Here is an 18,552-nt window from a genome sequence, read left to right on the forward strand (position 1 = left end):
CAAAACCTTAATGGTGACGTGGCTTGAGAATCGCCGGTTTTTCGTCTGGCGCCTGGCACAGCAGGTACAGCGCGGTCAGGGCTTCCGGGATCTGCACGATCATGTCGTCCATCAGGTTGGCGTCTTTGGCGATGTCTTCGAACTCTGGCTGTTCGTCGAACAGACCGGAACCGACCATGATCGGCAGCAGCATTTCGCTGACTTCATCTTCGGCGGTTTCGAACCAGGCGGCTTCGCGCAGGAATACGCCTTCCATGAAACCGATGCACCAGCCGCGCAGGTCGGAGTCATCCGGCTCTTCGCCCAGGTCGAGGTCGCACGGCAGCTCGAACTCTTCGTCGGACGCCAGTTGGCGAGCGATGTGCGCCTTGAGCAGCAGCAGGGTGGATTCGATCGCTTCACGCTCGGTGTCGTCGGCGTAATGCGGCTCTTCGGCGAAGAGTGCGTCGATCCATTCACGGTCGGGAACGCTCTCGGAACAGATCGACAGCGCAGTCAGGTAGCCGTGGGCGGCCACGTAGTCCAGCGCCTCGTCATGCAGCTCGTCGGCGTCGAGGAAGACTTGCAGGCGGGTTAGTTGCTCAGCGAAGGACATTAAAGGGCTACCTTGGGGAGAATATACGATGCGGGAATTCTAGGCCTTCTTGAGCGCTCAGGCCAGCCGCGCGGCATATTTGCCCCTAGGCGCACTGCCTTCCCCCGTAGGAGCTGCCGAAGGCTGCGATCTTTTGATCTTCAACAATTGCAGCCTCGCCGAAATCAAGATCAAAAGATCGCAGCCTTCGGCAGCTCCTACAGAGGATCGGCGAGCGGCGTCCTTTGTGGGACAGGCGTCGGGTATACTCGCGCGTTTTGTGATGCCCTGCTGGCGTCACGGCTGAAATGTGCAGCGTCATGCAATGTGCACTTACGATTTGTCGGTGCAGCTTTCATGATTCTGAACCAGCCTTGCAGGGATGTTTCGGTGATTTTTGGAGTTTTTATGCTCGAACAGGCTCAACGCGTCCTCAAGGACATCTTCGGCTACGACAGTTTCCGTGGCCGTCAGGGTGCAATCATTGAGCGCGTGGCCAGTGGCGGCGACGCCCTGGTGCTGATGCCTACCGGTGGCGGCAAGTCCTTGTGCTTCCAGGTGCCGGCGTTGTTGCGCGAAGGCCTGGCGGTGGTGGTGTCGCCGCTGATCGCGCTGATGGACGATCAGGTCGCCACCCTCGAAGAGCTGGGCGTCGCCGCGGCGGCGTTGAACTCCACGTTGAGCGCTGAGCAACAGCGTGATCTGGCGGCACGGATCAAGCGCGGCGAGGTGAAAATGCTCTACCTGGCGCCCGAGCGCCTGGTTCAGCCGCGCATGCTGGCCTTCCTGCAAAGCCTTGAAATCGCCTTGTTCGCCATCGACGAAGCGCACTGTGTGTCCCAATGGGGCCACGACTTCCGTCGGGAATACCTGCAACTGGGCCAGTTGGCGGAACTGTTTCCCAACGTCCCGCGCATTGCCCTGACCGCAACGGCCGACAAGCGCACCCGGGAAGAAATCGTCGATCGTCTGCATTTGCAGGATGCCGAGCGCTTCCTCTCGAGTTTCGACCGCCCCAATATTTTCTATCGCATCGTGCCCAAGGAACAGCCGCGCAAGCAGCTGCTGGCGTTCCTCGCCGAGCGGCGCAGCGATGCCGGTATCGTTTACTGCCTGTCGCGCAAAAAGGTTGATGAAGTAGCGGTGTTCCTTAGCGAGCAAGGTTTCCCGGCGCTGCCATACCATGCCGGTCTGCCCAACGACACGCGGGCCCATCACCAGAAGCGCTTCCTCAACGAGGAAGGCCTGATCATGGTTGCCACCGTGGCGTTCGGCATGGGCATCGACAAACCTAACGTACGTTTTGTCGCGCACCTGGATTTGCCGAAGTCCCTTGAGGCCTACTACCAGGAAACCGGTCGCGGCGGGCGTGACGGCCTGCCGGCGGATGCCTGGATGGCGTACGGCCTGCAAGACGTGGTGATGCTCAAGCAGATGCTGCAAAACTCCGAAGGCGACGAGCGCCACAAGCGTCTGGAGCAGCACAAGCTCGACGCCATGCTCTCGCTCTGCGAAGAAACCCGCTGCCGCCGCCAGACCCTGCTCGCGTACTTCGACGAAGACATGCCCGAGCCCTGCGGCCACTGCGACAACTGCGTCGACGGCGTGCAAACCTGGGACGCCACCGAGCCGGCCCGTCAGGCGCTGTCGGCGATCTACCGCACCGGTCAGCGTTATGGCGTCGGTCATCTGGTTGACGTGTTGCTGGGCAAGGACAACGAAAAGGTTCGCAGCTTCGGCCATCAGCATTTGTCGGTATACGGCGTAGGCAAAGCGATGGGGGAGAGCGAATGGCGCTCCTTGTTCCGACAGCTTGTTGCCCGTGGTCTGGCGGACATCGACCTCGAAGGCTACGGCGGCCTGCGCCTGAGCGACACCTGCCGACCGCTGCTCAAGGGCGAAGTGACCCTGGAGTTGCGCCGCGATCTCAAGCCACAAATCACAGCCAAGACCGCCAGCAAGAGCCCGGCCAGCCAACTGGTTCGCGGCGAAGAACGCGAACAGTGGGAAGCCTTGCGTGCCCTGCGTCGCAAACTCGCCGAAGAGCATGGCGTGCCGCCGTACGTCATCTTCCCCGACTCGACCCTGCTGGAAATGCTCCGCAGCCAGCCGACTTCTCTGGCGGAAATGGCCACGGTCAGCGGTGTCGGCGCGCGCAAGCTGGAGCGTTACGGCGAGGCCTTCCTCGAAGTGCTCGGCGGTCAAGTCGAGGCGCCGAAAGTGGTGGCCGATGTGCGCCACGAGTTGATCACTCTGGCTCGGGCCGGCATGACACCGTTGCAGATCGCCGGTCAGTTGCAATGCTCGGAAAAGAACGTCTACGCGATGCTCGCCGAGGCGATTGGCAAGCAGCAGTTGTCGCTTGAACAAGCGCTGGACCTGCCCGAAGAATTGATGGGTGAAGTCCAGGACGCTTTCCTCGACGGCGAAGGCGAACTGCCGCCCGTGTCAGAAATTGCTGCGCTGTTCGCGGGGAGAGTTCCAGAAGGTGTTTTGTATTGCGTTCGTGCCGCCCTGCAGTCGGAATTCGAAGTCTGAATGACCTGCGGCCCAGATGTAACAATTCAGTACAGAGCAAACCTTGCCTATAGCCAAAGGTCATGCTTAGCTGACTAATAATTAGTTTTTCTCTATTTTCAGTCTAACCATGAGTGTTTTATGCCGTTAACCGATCAACACCGCTTTGGCATGCAACTGGCCCAGATGTCTCGTGGCTGGCGTGCCGAACTGGACCGCCGACTGGCTGGCCTGGGTCTGTCCCAGGCGCGCTGGCTGGTGCTGCTGCACTTGGCGCGTTTCGAGAATGCCCCCACCCAACGCGAACTGGCGCAAAGCGTCGGCGTCGAAGGGCCCACCTTGGCTCGGCTGCTCGACAGCCTGGAAAGTCAGGGCCTGGTGCAGCGCCAATCCGTGCTGGAAGACCGTCGGGCGAAAAAAATCGTCCTCTGTGCCCCGGCCCGGCCCTTGATCGAACAAATTGAAACCATTGCCACTCAATTGCGCCACGAACTGTTCGAAGGCGTTGATGAGGCGGATTTGAAGGTCTGCATGCGCGTCCACGGGCACATCCTGGCCAACCTGGAAAAATCTTGAGGCACAACCACGCGCCGGACTTTTGAGATACCCCGTTGGGCAGACTATAAAGAACTACTAGGCAATATCGTGTTCGTACCGGATGTGCGAACACGTACAGGTTGGTTCTGGTTATCTAAGGGATGCTCATGCTCGAGAGTTGGCACGTTGTATTGCGGTGTTGCGGCAGGTTGCTACTGGTCGGTGGTGCTGTCACTTACTCGGCATTGGCCCCTGCGCTCGGTTTGGGTGAGATCACCCAGCATTCGGCGTTGAATCAGCCGTTCAATGCCGACATCGCCCTGGTGGACGCCGGTGGTCTGGAAGAGGGCGAGCTATCGGTCAGCCTGGCGACGGCGGACGAATTCAGCCGCGCCGGCGTCGAGCGGGTGTTCTTCCTTAACGACCTGAAGTTCACACCGATCCTGCGGGGCAACCGCAGCCTGATCCGGGTGACTTCCAGCAAACCGGTCAAGGAACCCTTCCTGAATTTTCTGGTGCAGCTCAATCAGCCCAACGGGCGTTTGCTGCACGAGTACACAGTGCTGATCGATCCGCCGGGTTCGCCGGGAATTGTTCCCGTCAACGACGAGCCCGAGCCGCGCCCTCAGTCTTCCGCGTTCCCGTCTGTCGAACCGGCTGTTGCACCGCCACCTGCTGCGAAGGCGGCGGCGCCCAAGCCTGATGTCGAAAAACCCGCTGCTGCGCCCGCGAATGATGCTGTTGCCGAACAACTGGCCGCCAGCGTGCTACAGAACCAACAGTTGCAAAAGACCATCGATGAACTCAATTCGAAGCTTCAGGCTCAGGACGAGCAGATCGCCGGGCAGAAAAAGCAGGTCATCGAGTTGCAAACCCAATTGGCGGAAGTCAAACAGGCATCGGTAGAGCCGGTCGCTCCCCAGGTGACGGCACCGGTGCCCGTTGTAGTAGAGGAGTCTGAACCGACTCCGTGGCTGCTGATCATCGGGTTGCTGGCACTGGTGGCGTTGGTATTGCTCGCAGTATTCATTCGCCGTCAACGACAGGAGGCTCAGGCTCAGGTCCAGTCCGAGCCGCTACCCGTGCTGCCGTCGCGTCATGAACCGGTGCTTGACCGCACAGCAGAACCGATCAGGCCGACGTCCCGGCCGCAACCGCTAGCCGGATCGGCCGAAGAGACTCCCGCAGGCGACGTGCTGGAAGGGGTGGGTATCTATCTGGCGTATGGCCGTTTGTCCGAGGCGGCCGGTTTGTTGCGAGATGCGTTGGTCAGGGAGCCCCAGCGCACCGATCTGGCCGTGCAACTGTTGGAAGTCCTCGGTAAACAGGGCGACGCACAAGCTTATGACGCGCAGGAAAGCAGCCTGCGAGACGCCGGGTTCGATGCACAGCAACTTCAGGACATCCGCGCCCGCCATCCGAAACTGATCAGCGCCGCACCGGTGGTCGCCACCGTGGCAGTGGCGCCGCTCACGCCTGCAATCCCTGAAGCGGCACCGAGCGATGAGTTCCAGTTGAACCTCGATGACCTGTCGATGGATTCGAATTGGGACCTGATCAGCCCCTTCGAAAACTCGTCATCCAGCGCTAAACCGTCGAATGAGTCAGCGCAGGCAGACGACCCCGGGTTCACCTCGAATCTGCATGTGTTGCCCGATGTTTTCGAGATGCCCGAGGAACCGACACTGGACGAGCCCGAGCTTGAATGGATCGCCGAACCTGACGCTCAATCTCTGGACGAGACCTTTCTCGACGAATTCAGCGATCCCGGCCAACCGCTGGAGATTGAGCCGCTGAATGCCGAATTGATGGATCTTGAGCCGGCCGGGCCGAGCAGCGCGGGCAAACTCGAACAGGCCCAGACCTGCATCGACGACGGCGATCTGGACAGCGCCATCGAGCTGCTCAACGAGTTACTCAAGGAGGGCGACGAACCGCTCAAAGAGACAGCCCGGACGCTGTTGGCCGGTATTCGATAAACCCTTTCCTGTAGGAGCGAGGCTTGCCCGCGAATCAGACGGCGCGGTTTATCAGAATAACTGCATTATCGTTCTTCGCGGGCAAGCCTCGCTCCTACAGGATCAAGGGCCACAGGAGTTTTACCATTCATGACCGCACGTAAACCGGAAATCGTCATCACCTATTGCACGCAATGCCAATGGCTGTTGCGCGCCGCCTGGCTGGCCCAGGAACTGCTCAGCACCTTCGGCGATGACCTGGGCAAAGTGTCTCTGGTGCCCGGCACCGGCGGGGTTTTTCACATTTTCTGTGATGAGGTGCAGCTCTGGGAGCGCAAGGCCGACGGTGGTTTTCCCGAGGCCAAGGTGCTCAAGCAGCGGGTCCGCGATCAGATCGATCCGGACCGCGACCTGGGCCACAACGACCGCACTCAGTGAGACGGGGCTTGCGCCGCCACTGCGTTCTTGCTTGAGCTGCCGGACAACCGGCTGGAAACCACGATGGCCACGATGATCAGCGCGCCGCCGATCAGCATGCGCAGCGTCGGGTTTTCATCGAACAGCAGCCAGGCCAGGGTGATGCCGTAAACCGGTTCCAGAGCAAACACCACTGACGCGGTCCGGGCTTTGATCACCGCCAGGCTGGCGACGAACAGGCTGTGGGCGACGCCGGTGCAGAACACCCCGAGCAGGCCGATCCACAGCCAGTCGATGGCGCGCACTTCGCTCAACTGCGGCACCGCCACCGGCATCAGGCAGATCGCAACCACCACGTTCTGACACAGGGCAGCCTGCACCGGCGGAATTCGTCCGGAGCTGGCGCGGTTGGTCAGAGACAGCAGGGCGAACAGCAAGCCGGAAGCCACCGCCCACAACAGGCCGGTGGTGGCGCCGCTGGCCAGATCGAAGTCCGGTGTGACCAGCACCAATCCAATGCTGACCAGCACCACCAACAGGATTTCATTGGCGCGGATGCGCTCGCGGAAGATCAGCCCTTCGAGGATCACGGTAAACGCCGGGAAACTGGCAAAACCCAGGGTCGCGATCGCCACCCCCGCCACCTTCACCGCGATGAAGAAACTCACCCAGTGCCCGGTCAGCAGCAAGCCGCTGAGCAGCAGGCGGCGCAGGTCCGCGGCGTCGAGTTTCTGCCAACGGGTATTGCTGGCGAACCGTGCGAAAAACGTCAATGCGAGGACGGCAAACGCGGCACGGCCGAACACGATGATGGCCGGCGAGGCGGCGGCGAGTTTGCCGAATACGCCAGTCAGGCCGAACATCAGTGCGCCGATATGCAGAGCGCCAAGGGCGGTACGGGGAGTCATTGCAATCCTTAACGACAAACGAACAAATGTCCTACATTGAATCGTGCTGAGCCGATTATGTCTGTCGCCAGACTCGCGTCATTTGTCGCCAGCCTCGCGGCGCAATTTACCGGGTGAGGCACCGAACTCGCGCAACACGGCCGCGGCGAACGCACTCTGCGAGCTGTAACCGACCCGACAGGCGATCTCGCCAATGGGCAACGCCGAATCGCGCAACAGGCTCACGGCAATGTGCAGCCGACGACTGCGAATGTAGTCCATCGGCGTTTGCCCGCATTCCGCCACGAACCGTGCGTGCAACCGAGCGCTGGACAAGCCGGCAATGCGCGCCAGATCGGCGACTTGCAGCGGATAGGCCGCGTATTGATCGATGTGCGCATTCAGTGCCGCATAAGGCAGACGCCGACCGCCCACACTGTCGGGTTTGGCATTGTTCAGGCTGGCGAGCAACAGCACCGCGCCTTGCTGGGCGATCAGCGGATCACTGATCTGACTGCCTGCCAGCCAACTCACCAGTTGGCTTTGCCCGGCGTCCAGCGACAGGCGCCCGGCATTGTCGAGCAAGCGGCGGCTGGCTTCGGCGTGATCGCCAAGGGACTGCGAAACCCACTGGTCGCTCGGCACATCCAGCACCAGGCAACGACTGCCACGAGCACTGTCGCAGGCATGATGCGCGCCCGACGGCACCACCACGAAACTCTGCTGCACCACCTGACTACCATGCCCCTCGACCTCGAAGTCCAGCGCGCCCGACAGCCCGAACACCAGTTGCGCGTGGTCGTGGCTGTGGACGATCAGGTCGTGGGTGTACTGGCGTAGCGTGAGGATCGGTCTCATCGCAGGTCTCCTGTGCAGGTCGCCAGTCTACACCGGGTGCGGCCCGACTCGCGCTGTCACAAGACTGACTTGCCACTGTCATGGGCAATTCACCCGACCGGCGCAAGCTTGCCAAAACTTGTCCTGAGGGTTGCCCATGACCAGCGCCGAGCTCGCCAAACCCAGCCGTAAGCAACGTGTGCGGACCTTGTGGATTTCCGATGTGCATTTGGGCACCCGGGACTGCCAGGCCGAACACCTGTCGCAATTTCTCAAGGGCTACCACACCGACAAGATCTACCTGGTCGGCGACATCATCGACGGCTGGAAACTGCGCAGCGGCATGTATTGGCCGCAAGCGCACACCAATGTGATTCGTCGTCTGCTGACCATGAGCAAGCGCGGCACAGAAGTGATCTACGTCACCGGCAACCATGACGAATTCCTGCGCCGTTATTCGAAGCTGATGTTGGGCAATATCCAGTTGGTGGATGAAGCCGTGCATGTGACCGCCGATGGCCGTCATTTGCTGGTGATTCACGGCGATCAGTTCGACGTGATCACCCGTTACCATCGCTGGTTGGCGTTTCTCGGCGATTCGGCCTATGAATTCACCCTGACGCTCAACCGCTGGCTCAACCATTGGCGTGCCCGTTATGGCTATGGCTACTGGTCGCTGTCGGCGTACCTCAAGCACAAGGTCAAGACCGCCGTCAGTTTCATCAGCGATTTTGAAGAAGCCATCGCCCACGAATGCGTCAAACGCGAGTTGCACGGGGTGGTGTGCGGGCACATTCACCATGCCGAGATTCGCAAGGTCGGCGGGGTGGATTACCTCAATTGCGGGGATTGGGTGGAGTCGTGCACGGCGCTGATCGAGCATTGGGATGGGTCGATCGAGTTGTATCGGTTGGCCGATGCCCAGGCGCGAGAGGCTGAGTTGAAGGCGGTGAAGGTCGCGGAGCCGGCATAAAAAACAAAATCAAAAGATCGCAGCCTTCGGCAGCTCCTACAGGGGATCGCGTTTCCTTGTAGGAGCTGCCGAAGGCTGCGATCTTTTGATCTTAGGCCGGCGAATGTTCTTCCATCGCCGCCTTGTAAATCGAATGCTTCGGCTGCGCAAACAGCCGCTCCACCATCGGTTCGAAGAAGCTCAGCGGCAGCGTGTCGTACGCCGGATCAAACGCCGCCGCATCGTACCGGGCACAAAATTCGATGGTCGCCTGATACTGCGGATGAGCGCTGAATTGCTCGCGCAAATGCCGATCCATGCCCAGGTGATGGAAGAAGTAATAGCCCTGGAAAATCCCATGCTTCTCCACCATCCACAGGTTCTCGGCGCTGACGAACGGCTTGAGGATCGCCGCCGCGATGTCCGGGTGATTGTAGGAACCCAGTGTGTCGCCGATGTCATGCAGCAGGGCGCAGACCACGTACTCTTCGTCGCGACCATCACGCCAGGCGCGGCTGGCGGTTTGCAGGGAGTGGGTCAGGCGATCCACCGGGAAACCGCCGAAATCCCCTTCCAGTAACTTCAGGTGCGCCACGATCCGTTTGGGTAATTGCCGGGCATAGGCGCTGAAATCTGCGGCGATGATCGCCCAGTCTTCCTGCGTGCCGTCCTGCATGTGAGTAAAACGGGCATGGGCATTCATCGGCTATCCTCTTGTTCTGATCGAAAGGGATGTGTTGAGTGTAGGACTTGGATCCAGCGCTGCATTGGCTGCACAAGACGCTTTTATGGCCAATGGAGCCTAGAACGGCACGCGACCCCGAATCATGTCGCGGTACATGACGAAATCGCCGAGCAGGCTGTAAAGAGGATGCTGGAAGGTGGCAGGGCGATTCTTCTCGAAGAAGAAATGCCCGACCCAGGCGAAGCTGTAACCGGCCAGCGGCAGGACCAGCAACATCCACCACGCGCCGTTGCCGATGGTCAGCGCCAGAATGAAAATAACCAGGGAGGTACCGACAAAGTGCAATCGTCGACAGGTGCTGTTGCGATGTTCGCTGAGGTAATACGGGTAAAACTCAGCGAAGCTGTTGAAACGTTTGATGTTTTCCACGACGGCGATCTCTGTGGTGACTGTGCACGCGACAAGTTGTTCTGCGGGTAGCTTATTTGAGTCTAGAGTGATCATTGGTATCAGCCAGTGACAATAGGCGCCACTTTAGTATCCTTGGGTATTGGGTCGTGGCATGCGGCCATCACGTAGTAAACGCCATGAGCGAACGAACGACTTCTGCAAGCTGGGCGATGGGGATTGTCAAAGCACTGGAAATGGACGGCCTGGATTGCCGGGTTCTGTTCAAGCAGCTAGGGCTCGACTATGCGGCACTGGATGATCCGGATGCGCGCTTCCCGCAAGATTCCATGACGCGGCTCTGGCAGCGCGCGGTCGAGCTGTCCGGCAACCCGGCGATCGGCCTGAACATGGGCAAGGTGGTGCGACCGGCGTCCTTCCATGTCGCCGGTTATGCCTTGATGTCCAGCCAGACCCTGGCTGAAGGCTTTCAACGTCTGGTGCGTTATCAGCGAATCATCGCCGAAAGTGCCGACTTGAGTTTCCGATTGCTGGATGAGGGTTATGCGCTGATCTTGACGGTGCATGGCGATCATCTGCCGCCGACCCGACAGAGTGCCGAAGCATCATTGGCCTGTGCCCTGGCACTTTGCGGCTGGCTGACCGGCCGCGCGCTCCAGCCGCGCAAAGTCTTGCTGCAAGGCGATGAGCCCGTTGATATCGAACCTTATAAACAAGCTTTCCATGCCCCGTTGATGTTCAACGCGCCGTATGACGCCTTGATCTTCGAGCGCGCTGACATGGAGACGCCGCTGCCCACCGCCAACGAGGCCATGGCGCGGTTACATGACCGGTTTGCCGGCGAGTACCTGGCGCGATTTTCCGAGACCCGCGTGACTCACAAGGCGCGCCAGGTGTTATGCCGTCTGCTGCCCCAGGGCGAACCCAAACGCGATGCGGTGGCCCAGACGCTGCATTTGTCGCAACGCACCTTGCAGCGTCGTTTGCAGGAAGAGGGCACGAGTTTTCAGACGTTGTTGGATGACACCCGACGTGAACTCGCCGAGCAATACCTGGCGCAACCAAACATGACCTTGCTGGAAATTGCCTACCTGTTGGGGTTTGCCGATCCGAGCAACTTCTTCCGCGCCTTCCGACGCTGGTTCGATTCCACCCCCGGCGAATATCGGACGCGGCTGATGGAAGCGCCCATGCCGATTAGTGACGCCAGAACGCCGGGATACACAGAACAAACACCGTAATGATCTCCAGCCGGCCCAGCAGCATGCCGAACGAGAGAATCCATTTCGCGGCATCCGGCAGGCTGGCGAAGTTACCCGCCGGGCCGATCGTTTCGCCAAGCCCCGGGCCGACGCCGGACACCGTGGCGGCCGCGCCGGTAAGCGCGGTCATCCAGTCCACGCCCAGTAGCGACAGCAGCAGTGCAATAACGCAAATGGTGATGGCGAAGAAGAACGAAAAGGTCAGGATCGAGCGCACGATCTCTTCGTCGAGACGGTGGCCGTTGTACTTCTGCTTGATCACTGCGCGCGGGTGAATCAACTGGTTAAGGTTGGCCTTGAGCAGAATGTAGGCAACCTGGAAGCGGAAAATCTTGATCCCGCCAGCGGTCGAGCCTGAGCAGCCGCCGATAAACCCCAGATAAAAGAACAGCATCAGTGAGAAGTTGCCCCAGAGGCTGTAGTCCCCCAGTGCAAAACCGGTGGTGGTCACCACCGACGTCACGTTCAGCGCCACATGCCGCAAGGCTTCCAGCCAATGCAACTGGGTAGTCCACCAATACCAGGTGCCGAGCACCAGCCAGGTCACCAGCAACATGCCGAGCAGGCCTTGAACCTGTTCATCCTTGATCAGCGCCCGACGGTTACCGCGCAATGTGGCGACATACAGGGTGAACGGCAGGGCACCGAGAATCATGATGACGACGGCGACCCAATGCACCGCAGGCTCAGGCCACTTGGCCAAAGATTTGTCGGAGGTGGAGAAGCCGCCGGTGGAGATCGCCGACATCGCGTGATTGATTGCATCGAACGGGCTCATCCCGGCCCACCAGAAGGCCAGGCTGCCGATAATGGTGATGCCGACGTAGGCCGCAACGATCAAACGCGCCACCATGTGCGAACGGGGCATGACTTTTTCGGAACGGTCCGACGATTCGGTCTGAAACAGCCGCATGCCACCGATGCGCAGCAGTGGCAGAATCGCTACCGCCATGCCGATAAAGCCGATGCCGCCGATCCAGTGCAGCAATGAACGCCACATCAGGATCCCGGGAGACATGTTGTCCAGGCCGTTGAGCACCGTCGCGCCGGTGGCGGTGATGCCGGACATGCTTTCGAAGAACGAGTCGGTGTAACTGATGTGCTGGGTCAGCAGGAACGGCAGGGCGGCGAAGATGCACACCACCAGCCAGCTGCTGACGGTCAGCAGGTACATGTCACGCGGGCGCAGATGGATGTGCTCGGGGCGCCCGGGTATCACCAGGGCCAGGCCGGCGACAAAGGTGATCATGCTCGCCCAGAGGAACGACGGCAGATCGCTGGTACGCTCGAAGATCACCAGTGTGGCCATGGGCACGATCATGGCGATGGCCAGCGTGATCAGGAAGATGCCGATGATGAAACCAATGATCCGTAAGGTCGGCAACGCCATGAAGTCCGCTCGGGCTAATAGTAGGAAGGGCGCCATTCTACCTGCGGGGCAGGGCATGTAAACCGACGCCGTCGCGACAGTTGACGCTAGAATAGCCAAACATTTTCTACAGGAGGTGGCCGATGCAGGCTCTCGACGCTTTGCTCAACCGTGTTTCCGTCCCACGACTGCTCGATCCGGCGCCCACTGCCGAGCAACGGGAAGTGCTGTTTGCCGCCGCGATGCGCGCGCCAGACCATGGCCACTTGCAGCCTTGGCGCTTCCTGACAGTCGAAGGCGCGGCACGCGAGCAAATGGGTGAGTTGCTGGCCGAGGCGGCGAAGCTGCAAGACAGTGATGTGTCCGAAGCCGTGCTGGACAAGGCGCGCAACGGTCCGTTACGTGCGCCGCTGGTGGTTGTTGTGATTGCGCGTTTGCAGGAACACGACAAGTATCCCAAGTCCGAGCAACTGTTGGCGGCAGGCTGTGCGGCTCACGGGATTTTACTGGCTGCCTATGCGCAGGGCATTGGCGCGGTGTGGCGCACCGGTGAGCTGGCTTATTCGGCGCATGTGGCTAAAGGCTTGGGGCTGGCGGAAGGGGAAGAGGTGATTGCGTTTCTTTACCTTGGCACGCCGCAGAAAGAACCGCGTGTTGCGGAGAAGGTTGATTTGACCGAGTTCGTTAGCGCCTGGACCGGTAAGGCCTGAAGCGGAGATCAAAAGATCGCAGCCTCGTTTCACTCGACAGCTCCTACAGAGTGAAACGAGGCTGCGATCTTTTGCATCACCACCGAATTTAAGGCTGCACCACCGCCCCCGGCACCAACGGCAATTCCAGGCTGGCAATAAACCCGCCCTCAGGATGATTGGCCAGCACCAGACTGCCGCCATGCCGTTCCGCCGCACGGCGTGCAATGGCCAGGCCCAGGCCATGCCCGGCCGCTGTTTGCCCCGGTGCCCGATAGAACGGTTCAGCCAGCTGATTCAAGTGTTCGGCCTCTACACCGGGGCCGTGGTCGCGCACGCTGACCACAATTCTGTCGCCCTGACGCAACGCCTGCATTTCGATCGGTTGCCCGACCGGGTTAAAGCGCTGGGCATTGCGCAGCAGATTGTCCACGGCGCGCTCGATCATGGTCGGCCAGCCTTTGAGGTTCAGTTGCGGCTCGGCCTCAAGGCGCACGTTCTGCTCGGGCGAGCCCAGCTGTGCATCTTTTTGCAGGGTGTTGAGCAGCGCGTTGAGATCCACTTCTTCAGCACTGGCGTTGTCGGCATCGACGCGCGCCAGTACCAGGATTTCGCTGATCAGCGCTTCCAGTCGATCGCATTCACGGGTCAGGCGTGGCCAGAGTTTTTCCCGCTCCTCAGGATTGGCCCGCTCGGCCAGCGCCAACGCAATGCGCAGTCGGGCCAAGGGTGAGCGCAATTCGTGGGACACATCGCGCAGTAATTGTCGCTGGCTGCCGATCAGGCTTTGCAGGCGCGCGCCCATGCGGTTGAAGTCGTTGGCCAGCACACCGAATTCATCGCGGCGGTTGGCCAGCTGCGCCAGGCTGTTCTGTTGATACGTTGTCTGCCCCAAGTCATGCACGGCGCTTCGTAAACGGCTCAGTGGTCGGGTGATGGAAAAAGTCACCAACAGGCTGAACAGGGTCAGCACCACCAGCGCGATGCCCAGTGCGCTCAACGGCCAGAGCAGGCTTTCACGGTGCCAGGCATCCAGTTCCGGGTGCGGGACGCGATAGATCAGCAGATAGGTGTCGCCTGTCTTGGCGCTGGTGTATTCATCGGTCAAACGCCGCCATGGCAGGCGCCGATCATCATTGTTCTGCCGGGCTTCGAAGGCCGCCGCCCGCCGAGGAAAGGTGCCGCGGACCACCGGGTCACCTGCCTCGTTGAGCACTTGAACGTTGATGTGATACTGACGCTTGCGCTGTTCCAGAATGTCCTGGGCGGCTTCTTCACCCTGGCTTTCGTAGGTTTGCGTCCACTGTTCGGCCAGGGTGTTGAGGCCTGGGTGGCGACTGAGAATCCACGCGTCCTGGTTGAGCATATGCCCGAGCAGAATGGAAAGCCCTGCAACCAGAGCGATGGCCAGCCAGAAGCTGGCCAGGATACGCCAGAACAATGAACGCACAGAAAATCCTCAACTAGCGCAAATCCATGTGGGAGCGAGCCTTTGTGGCGAGGGGCTTGCCCCCGTTGGGTCGCGAAGCGGCCCCGGCATTTCAAAGTTAAACCGCATGTAACGGGTTTACGACTGCTTCGCAGCCGACGGGGGCAAGCCCCTCGCCACAAAGGCTCGCTCCCACATTAAATCGAGTGGCAAAAGACCCAACGGGGTTTAGCCGTTGGGTCCAGGGTTAGCGCATTATTGCGCTTTTTGCGCTTGCTGCGCTTTCCAGGCCTTGAACTCGGCCCATTCGGCGCGACGCTCAGCTTTTTTCTTCTGGATCTCGTCGAATTGCTTCTGTTGATCCGGCTTCAGCAGTGCGCGAACGTCGGCTTCGGCTTTCTTGTGCTTCGCCGCCATCTCGTCCTTCAGGGCTTGCTGATCGGCTGGCGAGAGCTTTTCCAGGTACTTGTCGACCAGTTGCTGACGCTCATGCATCTGCTCGCCCATGATCTTGCGGATTTGCTCGCGCTGTTCGCGGCTCAGGTCCAGCTGGCTGTAAGGGCCTTTACCGCGCATGCCGTGCATCTGAGCGCCGTGGCGTGAGCCGTCCATATGGTCACCCATCGGACCTGCGCCTTCAGGCATGGCCATGGCAACGGTCGGCAGGGCGGCAGCAAACATCAAAGCGATAAGAGTCTTGCGCATGGTGTATCTCCTTGTCTCATTCCCGGTACGTTCCGGATGTGTGCAGATTACGGAGATCAAGGTCAGCGGCGGTCAGCGGAGCGTAAAGCTTGGGTAAAGACGATTTTCTATCTTGCTGACAATTCTACGATGCGACACGGTCCGGCGTAGGAGCTGCCGAAGGCTGCGATCTTTTGATTTTGCTTTTTACTGGCCAAGATCAAGATCAAAAGATCGCAGCCTGCGGCAGCTCCTACGGAGGTGGTCGCAGGTCGCATCGCGTTCGGATTCAGAGGCTGTAGTAGTAACCGCGACTGCGCAGGGCAACGATGCGTGGGCGGCCGTCGGGGTGCGGGCCTATTTTTTTGCGCAGGTTGCTCACGTGCATGTCCAGGCTACGGTCGTACAGGGTCAGTTTGCGGCCGAGGGCGATTTGCGCCAGTTCCTGTTTATCCAGCGGTTCGCCGGGCTGCTTGAGCAGGGCTTCGAGCAGGCGGCTTTCGGAGACAGTGAGGGTGAACTCCTGTTCATCGATGCTGACCACGCCACGCACCGGGCTGAAGCACAAATCACCCAGTTCAAGCTGGCTGGACACTGCCGTCGGATGACTGCGGCGCAACACCGCGCGCAGACGCGCAGTCAGCTCCCGTGGGTCGCACGGTTTGGCCAGGTAATCATCGGCACCGAGTTCCAGGCCGAGGATGCGGTCCAGCGGTTCGCCACGGGCCGAAAGCATCAGCACTGGCAACTCTGGATGGTCGTTGCGCAGCTGCTTGAGCAGTTCCAGGCCACTGCCGTCCGGCAGCATCACGTCCAGCACCACGGCCGCGGGGGAAGTTTCGGCCAGCGCCCGACGCGCGCTCTGGCCGTCGTGGCAGGCGCGGACCTGAAAGCCTTCCTGGCTCAGCCAACTGCTCAGGAGCTCACACAGTTCCTGGTCATCATCAATTAGTAACAGCTCGCTCATCACTCACTCAATTTAGCCATTGCCGACGTTTTCTGGTTGCACCACTGGCGAAGATACCGCAGAGCAGGGCCATTAGCGCTACTCCGCCACCGATAACGAACCATTGCTGCTGATCTGTCAGCAGGCGTGGCAGCGGGCTGCTGGCCTGAGCCTCCTTGAGTTGCAGCTTGAGGCGCTGATTCTCTTGGCGCAACCGGCTCAGCTGGACGCTTTCGCGTTCGCTATCGGTATTTTGCAGTTGTTTGCTCAGTTCTTCTCGTTGCTGTTCGCTTACCTTCAAGCGCTGCTGCAACTCGGTGATCTGGCTGCCGGCGCTCAAGGACAGCGGCGTCGAACCACCGCCATTGGCGCTTTCTTCGCCATGGGCGGGCGCCATGATCGACAACGTCACCAACATCAGACACAACGGACCTTTGCGCATCGCAACTCCTGATTCCAATACGAGTATTGGGCAGGTTGTCGGCCGGTAAACGAGAATAATGAGCGATTGAACGCGCGATGAACCGACAAGGTTCATCGCGCTGAAGGACTTTACGGCAGGACTTGCTTGAACGGCTTGACCAAAACGTTGGCGTAGACGCCTGCGGCGATGTACGGATCGGCGTCGGCCCAGGCCTGTGCGGCGCTCAGGGAATCGAATTCAGCGACGATCAGGCTGCCGGTGAAACCCGCCGCGCCCGGATCATTGCTGTCGACGGCCGGGTGCGGGCCGGCCAATACGATACGACCTTCGCCTTTAAGCACTTGCAGGCGCTCAAGGTGCGCAGGCCGTGCGGCCAGGCGGGCTTCCAGGGAGTTGGCGACGTCTGTGGCAATGATTGCGTAAAGCATGTCAGTCCTCGGTTTTTGGCGTTGTGGTATCGGCGTCGTGCAGGTGGCGGGACAGGTAAATGCCCTGGGCGACCAGGAACAGCAACGTCATGCCCAGGCTGCCGAAGACTTTGAAGTCGACCCAGTAGCTCTGGAACGTGAACGCGACGAACAGGTTGGCGGCACCGCAAAACAGGAAAAACCCGATCCAGGCGATGTTCAGACGGGTCCAGACCGGCTCTGGCAGGGTCAGCGCGTGGCCCATGATGCGTTTGATCAACAGTTGATCACCGATGAAGTGGCTGCCGATGAACCCGAGGGCGAACAGCCAGTTGACCACCGGGGCTTTCCATTTCAGGAAGGTCTCGCTGTGGAACGCCAGGGTCAGGCTGCCGAAGACCAGGCAGGCGATGAGGGTCAGCCACTGGCTCTTTTCCAGCTTGCGCTGCTTGATGAACAGCGTGCCGTAAACCACCAGGGAGCTGATGATCAGCACTGCGGTGGCGCTGTAAATACCACCGACAGACAGTTGATAACCGCCGATGTCGACGATCCGTGGATCGATTTTGAAGACGATGAAAAACAGCAGAAGCGGGATGAAGTCGATGAATTGTTTCACAGTGGCAGCCAGAAGCAGGATGTGGCGGCATAATAACAAACATATTGACGCGCGATAGCGTCAGCTGATTTGAGGTTACACAGTCCTGTGAATGTTGATTTGCACTGCCATAGCACGGCTTCCGATGGCGCCCTCGCGCCTGCGGTACTGGTTGCGCGTGCGTTCGAGAAAGGCGTGCGAGTCCTGGCCTTGACCGATCACGATACCCTTGAAGGCCTCGGCGAGGCCCGTAGCACCGCGACGGCGCTGGGGATGCAACTGGTTAATGGCGTCGAATTGTCCTGCACCTGGGGCGGGGCAACCATTCACGTTTTGGGCTACGGTTTCGACGTCAATGCGCCGCCGTTGGTCGAGGCCATCGCCAAATTGCACGATGGCCGCTGGCTACGGTCCGAAGAAATAAGCCGCAAGTTGGCGCTGAAAGGCATGCCGGGGGCGCTTGATGGCGCCCGGGCCATTCAACAGGAGCTTGGCGACAGCGGTAATGCGCCGGCCCGTCCGCACTTCGCCGACTGGATGGTGCGCGAAGGTTTCGTCAAGGATCGCGCCGAAGCGTTCCGCAAATGGCTGGGCGCCGGCAAACTGGGAGACGTCAAACAACACTGGCCGACCCTGGAAGACACCGTCGAAACCCTGCGCGCCGCAGGTGCCTGGGTCAGCCTGGCGCATCCCTGGCACTACGATTTCACTCGCAGCAAACGTCGCCGCCTGATTGCCGACTATATTCAAGCAGGGGGCCACGCGATAGAAGTGGTCAATGGCCATCAGCCTGCCGAACAGGTGGGCAGTTTGGCGATTCTAGCCCGCGAGTTTGGTCTGCTGGTCAGCGCCGGCAGTGATTTTCATGGCCCTGGAGGCTGGTCCGAGATCGGTGAATACCGCCCGCTCCCGGAGGATCTGCCACCACTGTGGTGTCGATTCAAACATGACCCAATTATTGCCGTCGTCTGA

The 18,552-nt window shown here is 60.1% G+C and carries 20 protein-coding genes; 8 read left to right on the plus strand and 12 right to left on the minus strand.

From position 1 onward, the window contains the following. Positions 1 to 7 precede the first annotated feature (7 nt). Positions 8 to 595, minus strand: coding sequence for a UPF0149 family protein (locus TU81_RS07045; protein ID WP_038979493.1), 588 nt, complete (start codon positions 593 to 595; stop codon positions 8 to 10). A 387-nt stretch (positions 596 to 982) separates the two neighbouring features. Here TU81_RS07045 and recQ point away from each other — a divergent pair, with 387 nt between their 5' ends. From recQ to TU81_RS07065, 4 genes are all read left to right on the plus strand, one after another. Further along, a complete protein-coding gene (recQ, locus tag TU81_RS07050) occupies positions 983 to 3,112 on the plus strand; it encodes a DNA helicase RecQ (RefSeq protein ID WP_038979494.1) in 2,130 nt (709 codons plus the stop codon). Positions 3,113 to 3,232: 120 nt separating this feature from the next. Further along, positions 3,233 to 3,667: a MarR family transcriptional regulator gene (locus TU81_RS07055; protein WP_038979496.1), complete on the plus strand. Its 435-nt coding sequence runs from the start codon at positions 3,233 to 3,235 to the stop codon at positions 3,665 to 3,667. A 128-nt stretch (positions 3,668 to 3,795) separates the two neighbouring features. After that, positions 3,796 to 5,607: a FimV/HubP family polar landmark protein gene (locus TU81_RS07060; protein ID WP_048394248.1), complete on the plus strand. Its 1,812-nt coding sequence runs from the start codon at positions 3,796 to 3,798 to the stop codon at positions 5,605 to 5,607. A 129-nt stretch (positions 5,608 to 5,736) separates the two neighbouring features. Then, complete coding sequence (locus tag TU81_RS07065) at positions 5,737 to 6,024, plus strand: SelT/SelW/SelH family protein (RefSeq protein WP_038979500.1); 288 nt, start codon at positions 5,737 to 5,739, stop codon at positions 6,022 to 6,024. Here TU81_RS07065 and TU81_RS07070 read toward each other — a convergent pair. Continuing rightward, positions 6,018 to 6,911 carry a DMT family transporter gene (locus TU81_RS07070; protein ID WP_038979501.1) on the minus strand — a complete coding sequence of 298 codons (894 nt, stop codon included), beginning with the start codon at positions 6,909 to 6,911 and terminating at the stop codon, positions 6,018 to 6,020. The genes TU81_RS07065 and TU81_RS07070 overlap by 7 nt on opposite strands. Positions 6,912 to 6,989: 78 nt before the next feature. Further along, positions 6,990 to 7,748: a helix-turn-helix transcriptional regulator gene (locus tag TU81_RS07075; RefSeq protein ID WP_038979502.1), complete on the minus strand. Its 759-nt coding sequence runs from the start codon at positions 7,746 to 7,748 to the stop codon at positions 6,990 to 6,992. A 136-nt stretch (positions 7,749 to 7,884) separates the two neighbouring features. On the opposite strand from TU81_RS07075, the gene TU81_RS07080 reads away from it, so the two are divergent. Then, positions 7,885 to 8,700, plus strand: a complete 816-nt coding sequence (locus tag TU81_RS07080; protein WP_038979503.1) for a UDP-2,3-diacylglucosamine diphosphatase — start codon at positions 7,885 to 7,887, stop codon at positions 8,698 to 8,700. Between the two features lie 91 nt (positions 8,701 to 8,791). Here the strand turns inward: TU81_RS07080 and TU81_RS07085 are convergent, their stop codons facing one another. Together TU81_RS07085 and TU81_RS07090 are read right to left on the minus strand one after the other, a co-directional pair. Next, on the minus strand, positions 8,792 to 9,382 hold the full coding sequence (locus TU81_RS07085; RefSeq protein ID WP_038979505.1) for an HD domain-containing protein: 591 nt from the start codon (positions 9,380 to 9,382) through the stop codon (positions 8,792 to 8,794). 99 nt (positions 9,383 to 9,481) lie between these two features. Continuing rightward, on the minus strand, positions 9,482 to 9,793 hold the full coding sequence (locus TU81_RS07090; RefSeq protein WP_048394249.1) for a DUF962 domain-containing protein: 312 nt from the start codon (positions 9,791 to 9,793) through the stop codon (positions 9,482 to 9,484). A gap of 158 nt (positions 9,794 to 9,951) precedes the next feature. Here TU81_RS07090 and TU81_RS07095 point away from each other — a divergent pair, with 158 nt between their 5' ends. Beyond that, positions 9,952 to 11,013 carry an AraC family transcriptional regulator gene (locus TU81_RS07095; RefSeq protein WP_200889377.1) on the plus strand — a complete coding sequence of 354 codons (1,062 nt, stop codon included), beginning with the start codon at positions 9,952 to 9,954 and terminating at the stop codon, positions 11,011 to 11,013. Here the strand turns inward: TU81_RS07095 and TU81_RS07100 are convergent. After that, positions 10,970 to 12,424, minus strand: coding sequence for a TrkH family potassium uptake protein (locus tag TU81_RS07100; protein WP_038979510.1), 1,455 nt, complete (start codon positions 12,422 to 12,424; stop codon positions 10,970 to 10,972). The two genes, TU81_RS07095 and TU81_RS07100, sit on opposite strands and share 44 nt — an antisense overlap. A 122-nt stretch (positions 12,425 to 12,546) precedes the next feature. Between TU81_RS07100 and TU81_RS07105 the strand changes: the two genes are divergently transcribed. After that, the gene (locus TU81_RS07105; protein ID WP_038979512.1) at positions 12,547 to 13,113 is read left to right on the plus strand and encodes an NAD(P)H nitroreductase; all 567 of its coding nucleotides are present in this window, start codon (positions 12,547 to 12,549) and stop codon (positions 13,111 to 13,113) included. Between the two features lie 88 nt (positions 13,114 to 13,201). On the opposite strand, the gene TU81_RS07110 is transcribed toward TU81_RS07105, so the two are convergent. The 6 genes from TU81_RS07110 to TU81_RS07135 all read right to left on the minus strand — a co-directional run bounded on the left by TU81_RS07110 (position 13,202) and on the right by TU81_RS07135 (position 17,601). Further along, the gene (locus tag TU81_RS07110) at positions 13,202 to 14,542 is read right to left on the minus strand and encodes a sensor histidine kinase (protein ID WP_038979514.1); all 1,341 of its coding nucleotides are present in this window, start codon (positions 14,540 to 14,542) and stop codon (positions 13,202 to 13,204) included. A gap of 234 nt (positions 14,543 to 14,776) precedes the next feature. Beyond that, positions 14,777 to 15,226 carry a Spy/CpxP family protein refolding chaperone gene (locus tag TU81_RS07115; protein WP_038979516.1) on the minus strand — a complete coding sequence of 150 codons (450 nt, stop codon included), beginning with the start codon at positions 15,224 to 15,226 and terminating at the stop codon, positions 14,777 to 14,779. Positions 15,227 to 15,494: 268 nt separating this feature from the next. Continuing rightward, positions 15,495 to 16,172: a response regulator transcription factor gene (locus TU81_RS07120; RefSeq protein WP_048394251.1), complete on the minus strand. Its 678-nt coding sequence runs from the start codon at positions 16,170 to 16,172 to the stop codon at positions 15,495 to 15,497. A 7-nt stretch (positions 16,173 to 16,179) separates the two neighbouring features. Next, positions 16,180 to 16,593, minus strand: a complete 414-nt coding sequence (locus tag TU81_RS07125) for a translation initiation factor 2 (protein ID WP_038979520.1) — start codon at positions 16,591 to 16,593, stop codon at positions 16,180 to 16,182. Between the two features lie 110 nt (positions 16,594 to 16,703). Continuing rightward, positions 16,704 to 17,003 (minus strand): YciI family protein, encoded by a 300-nt coding sequence (locus TU81_RS07130; protein ID WP_007984134.1) that lies wholly within the window; start codon positions 17,001 to 17,003, stop codon positions 16,704 to 16,706. A 1-nt stretch (position 17,004) separates the two neighbouring features. Beyond that, positions 17,005 to 17,601: a septation protein A gene (locus TU81_RS07135; RefSeq protein WP_008010987.1), complete on the minus strand. Its 597-nt coding sequence runs from the start codon at positions 17,599 to 17,601 to the stop codon at positions 17,005 to 17,007. An 87-nt stretch (positions 17,602 to 17,688) separates the two neighbouring features. On the opposite strand from TU81_RS07135, the gene TU81_RS07140 reads away from it, so the two are divergent. Further along, the gene (locus TU81_RS07140) at positions 17,689 to 18,552 is read left to right on the plus strand and encodes a PHP domain-containing protein (RefSeq protein WP_038979522.1); all 864 of its coding nucleotides are present in this window, start codon (positions 17,689 to 17,691) and stop codon (positions 18,550 to 18,552) included.

This window comes from Pseudomonas lini (genome assembly GCF_001042905.1).
In the GTDB taxonomy this organism is placed as follows: Bacteria; Pseudomonadota; Gammaproteobacteria; order Pseudomonadales; family Pseudomonadaceae; genus Aquipseudomonas; species Aquipseudomonas lini.

Excerpts from the sequence above, each read along its gene's own strand:
- TU81_RS07130 (WP_007984134.1), bottom strand. The coding sequence starts at position 17,003 with ATGCTTTACGCAATCATTGCCACAGACGTCGCCAACTCCCTGGAAGCC.
- TU81_RS07075 (WP_038979502.1), bottom strand. The coding sequence starts at position 7,748 with ATGAGACCGATCCTCACGCTACGCCAGTACACCCACGACCTGATCGTC.
- TU81_RS07045 (WP_038979493.1), bottom strand. The coding sequence starts at position 595 with ATGTCCTTCGCTGAGCAACTAACCCGCCTGCAAGTCTTCCTCGACGCC.
- TU81_RS07105 (WP_038979512.1), top strand. The coding sequence starts at position 12,547 with ATGCAGGCTCTCGACGCTTTGCTCAACCGTGTTTCCGTCCCACGACTG.
- TU81_RS07070 (WP_038979501.1), bottom strand. The coding sequence starts at position 6,911 with ATGACTCCCCGTACCGCCCTTGGCGCTCTGCATATCGGCGCACTGATG.
- TU81_RS07120 (WP_048394251.1), bottom strand. The coding sequence starts at position 16,172 with ATGAGCGAGCTGTTACTAATTGATGATGACCAGGAACTGTGTGAGCTC.
- TU81_RS07095 (WP_200889377.1), top strand. The coding sequence starts at position 9,952 with ATGAGCGAACGAACGACTTCTGCAAGCTGGGCGATGGGGATTGTCAAA.
- TU81_RS07080 (WP_038979503.1), top strand. The coding sequence starts at position 7,885 with ATGACCAGCGCCGAGCTCGCCAAACCCAGCCGTAAGCAACGTGTGCGG.
- recQ (WP_038979494.1), top strand. The coding sequence starts at position 983 with ATGCTCGAACAGGCTCAACGCGTCCTCAAGGACATCTTCGGCTACGAC.
- TU81_RS07055 (WP_038979496.1), top strand. The coding sequence starts at position 3,233 with ATGCCGTTAACCGATCAACACCGCTTTGGCATGCAACTGGCCCAGATG.
- TU81_RS07125 (WP_038979520.1), bottom strand. The coding sequence starts at position 16,593 with ATGCGCAAAGGTCCGTTGTGTCTGATGTTGGTGACGTTGTCGATCATG.
- TU81_RS07065 (WP_038979500.1), top strand. The coding sequence starts at position 5,737 with ATGACCGCACGTAAACCGGAAATCGTCATCACCTATTGCACGCAATGC.
- TU81_RS07115 (WP_038979516.1), bottom strand. The coding sequence starts at position 15,226 with ATGCGCAAGACTCTTATCGCTTTGATGTTTGCTGCCGCCCTGCCGACC.
- TU81_RS07100 (WP_038979510.1), bottom strand. The coding sequence starts at position 12,424 with ATGGCGTTGCCGACCTTACGGATCATTGGTTTCATCATCGGCATCTTC.
- TU81_RS07085 (WP_038979505.1), bottom strand. The coding sequence starts at position 9,382 with ATGAATGCCCATGCCCGTTTTACTCACATGCAGGACGGCACGCAGGAA.
- TU81_RS07060 (WP_048394248.1), top strand. The coding sequence starts at position 3,796 with ATGCTCGAGAGTTGGCACGTTGTATTGCGGTGTTGCGGCAGGTTGCTA.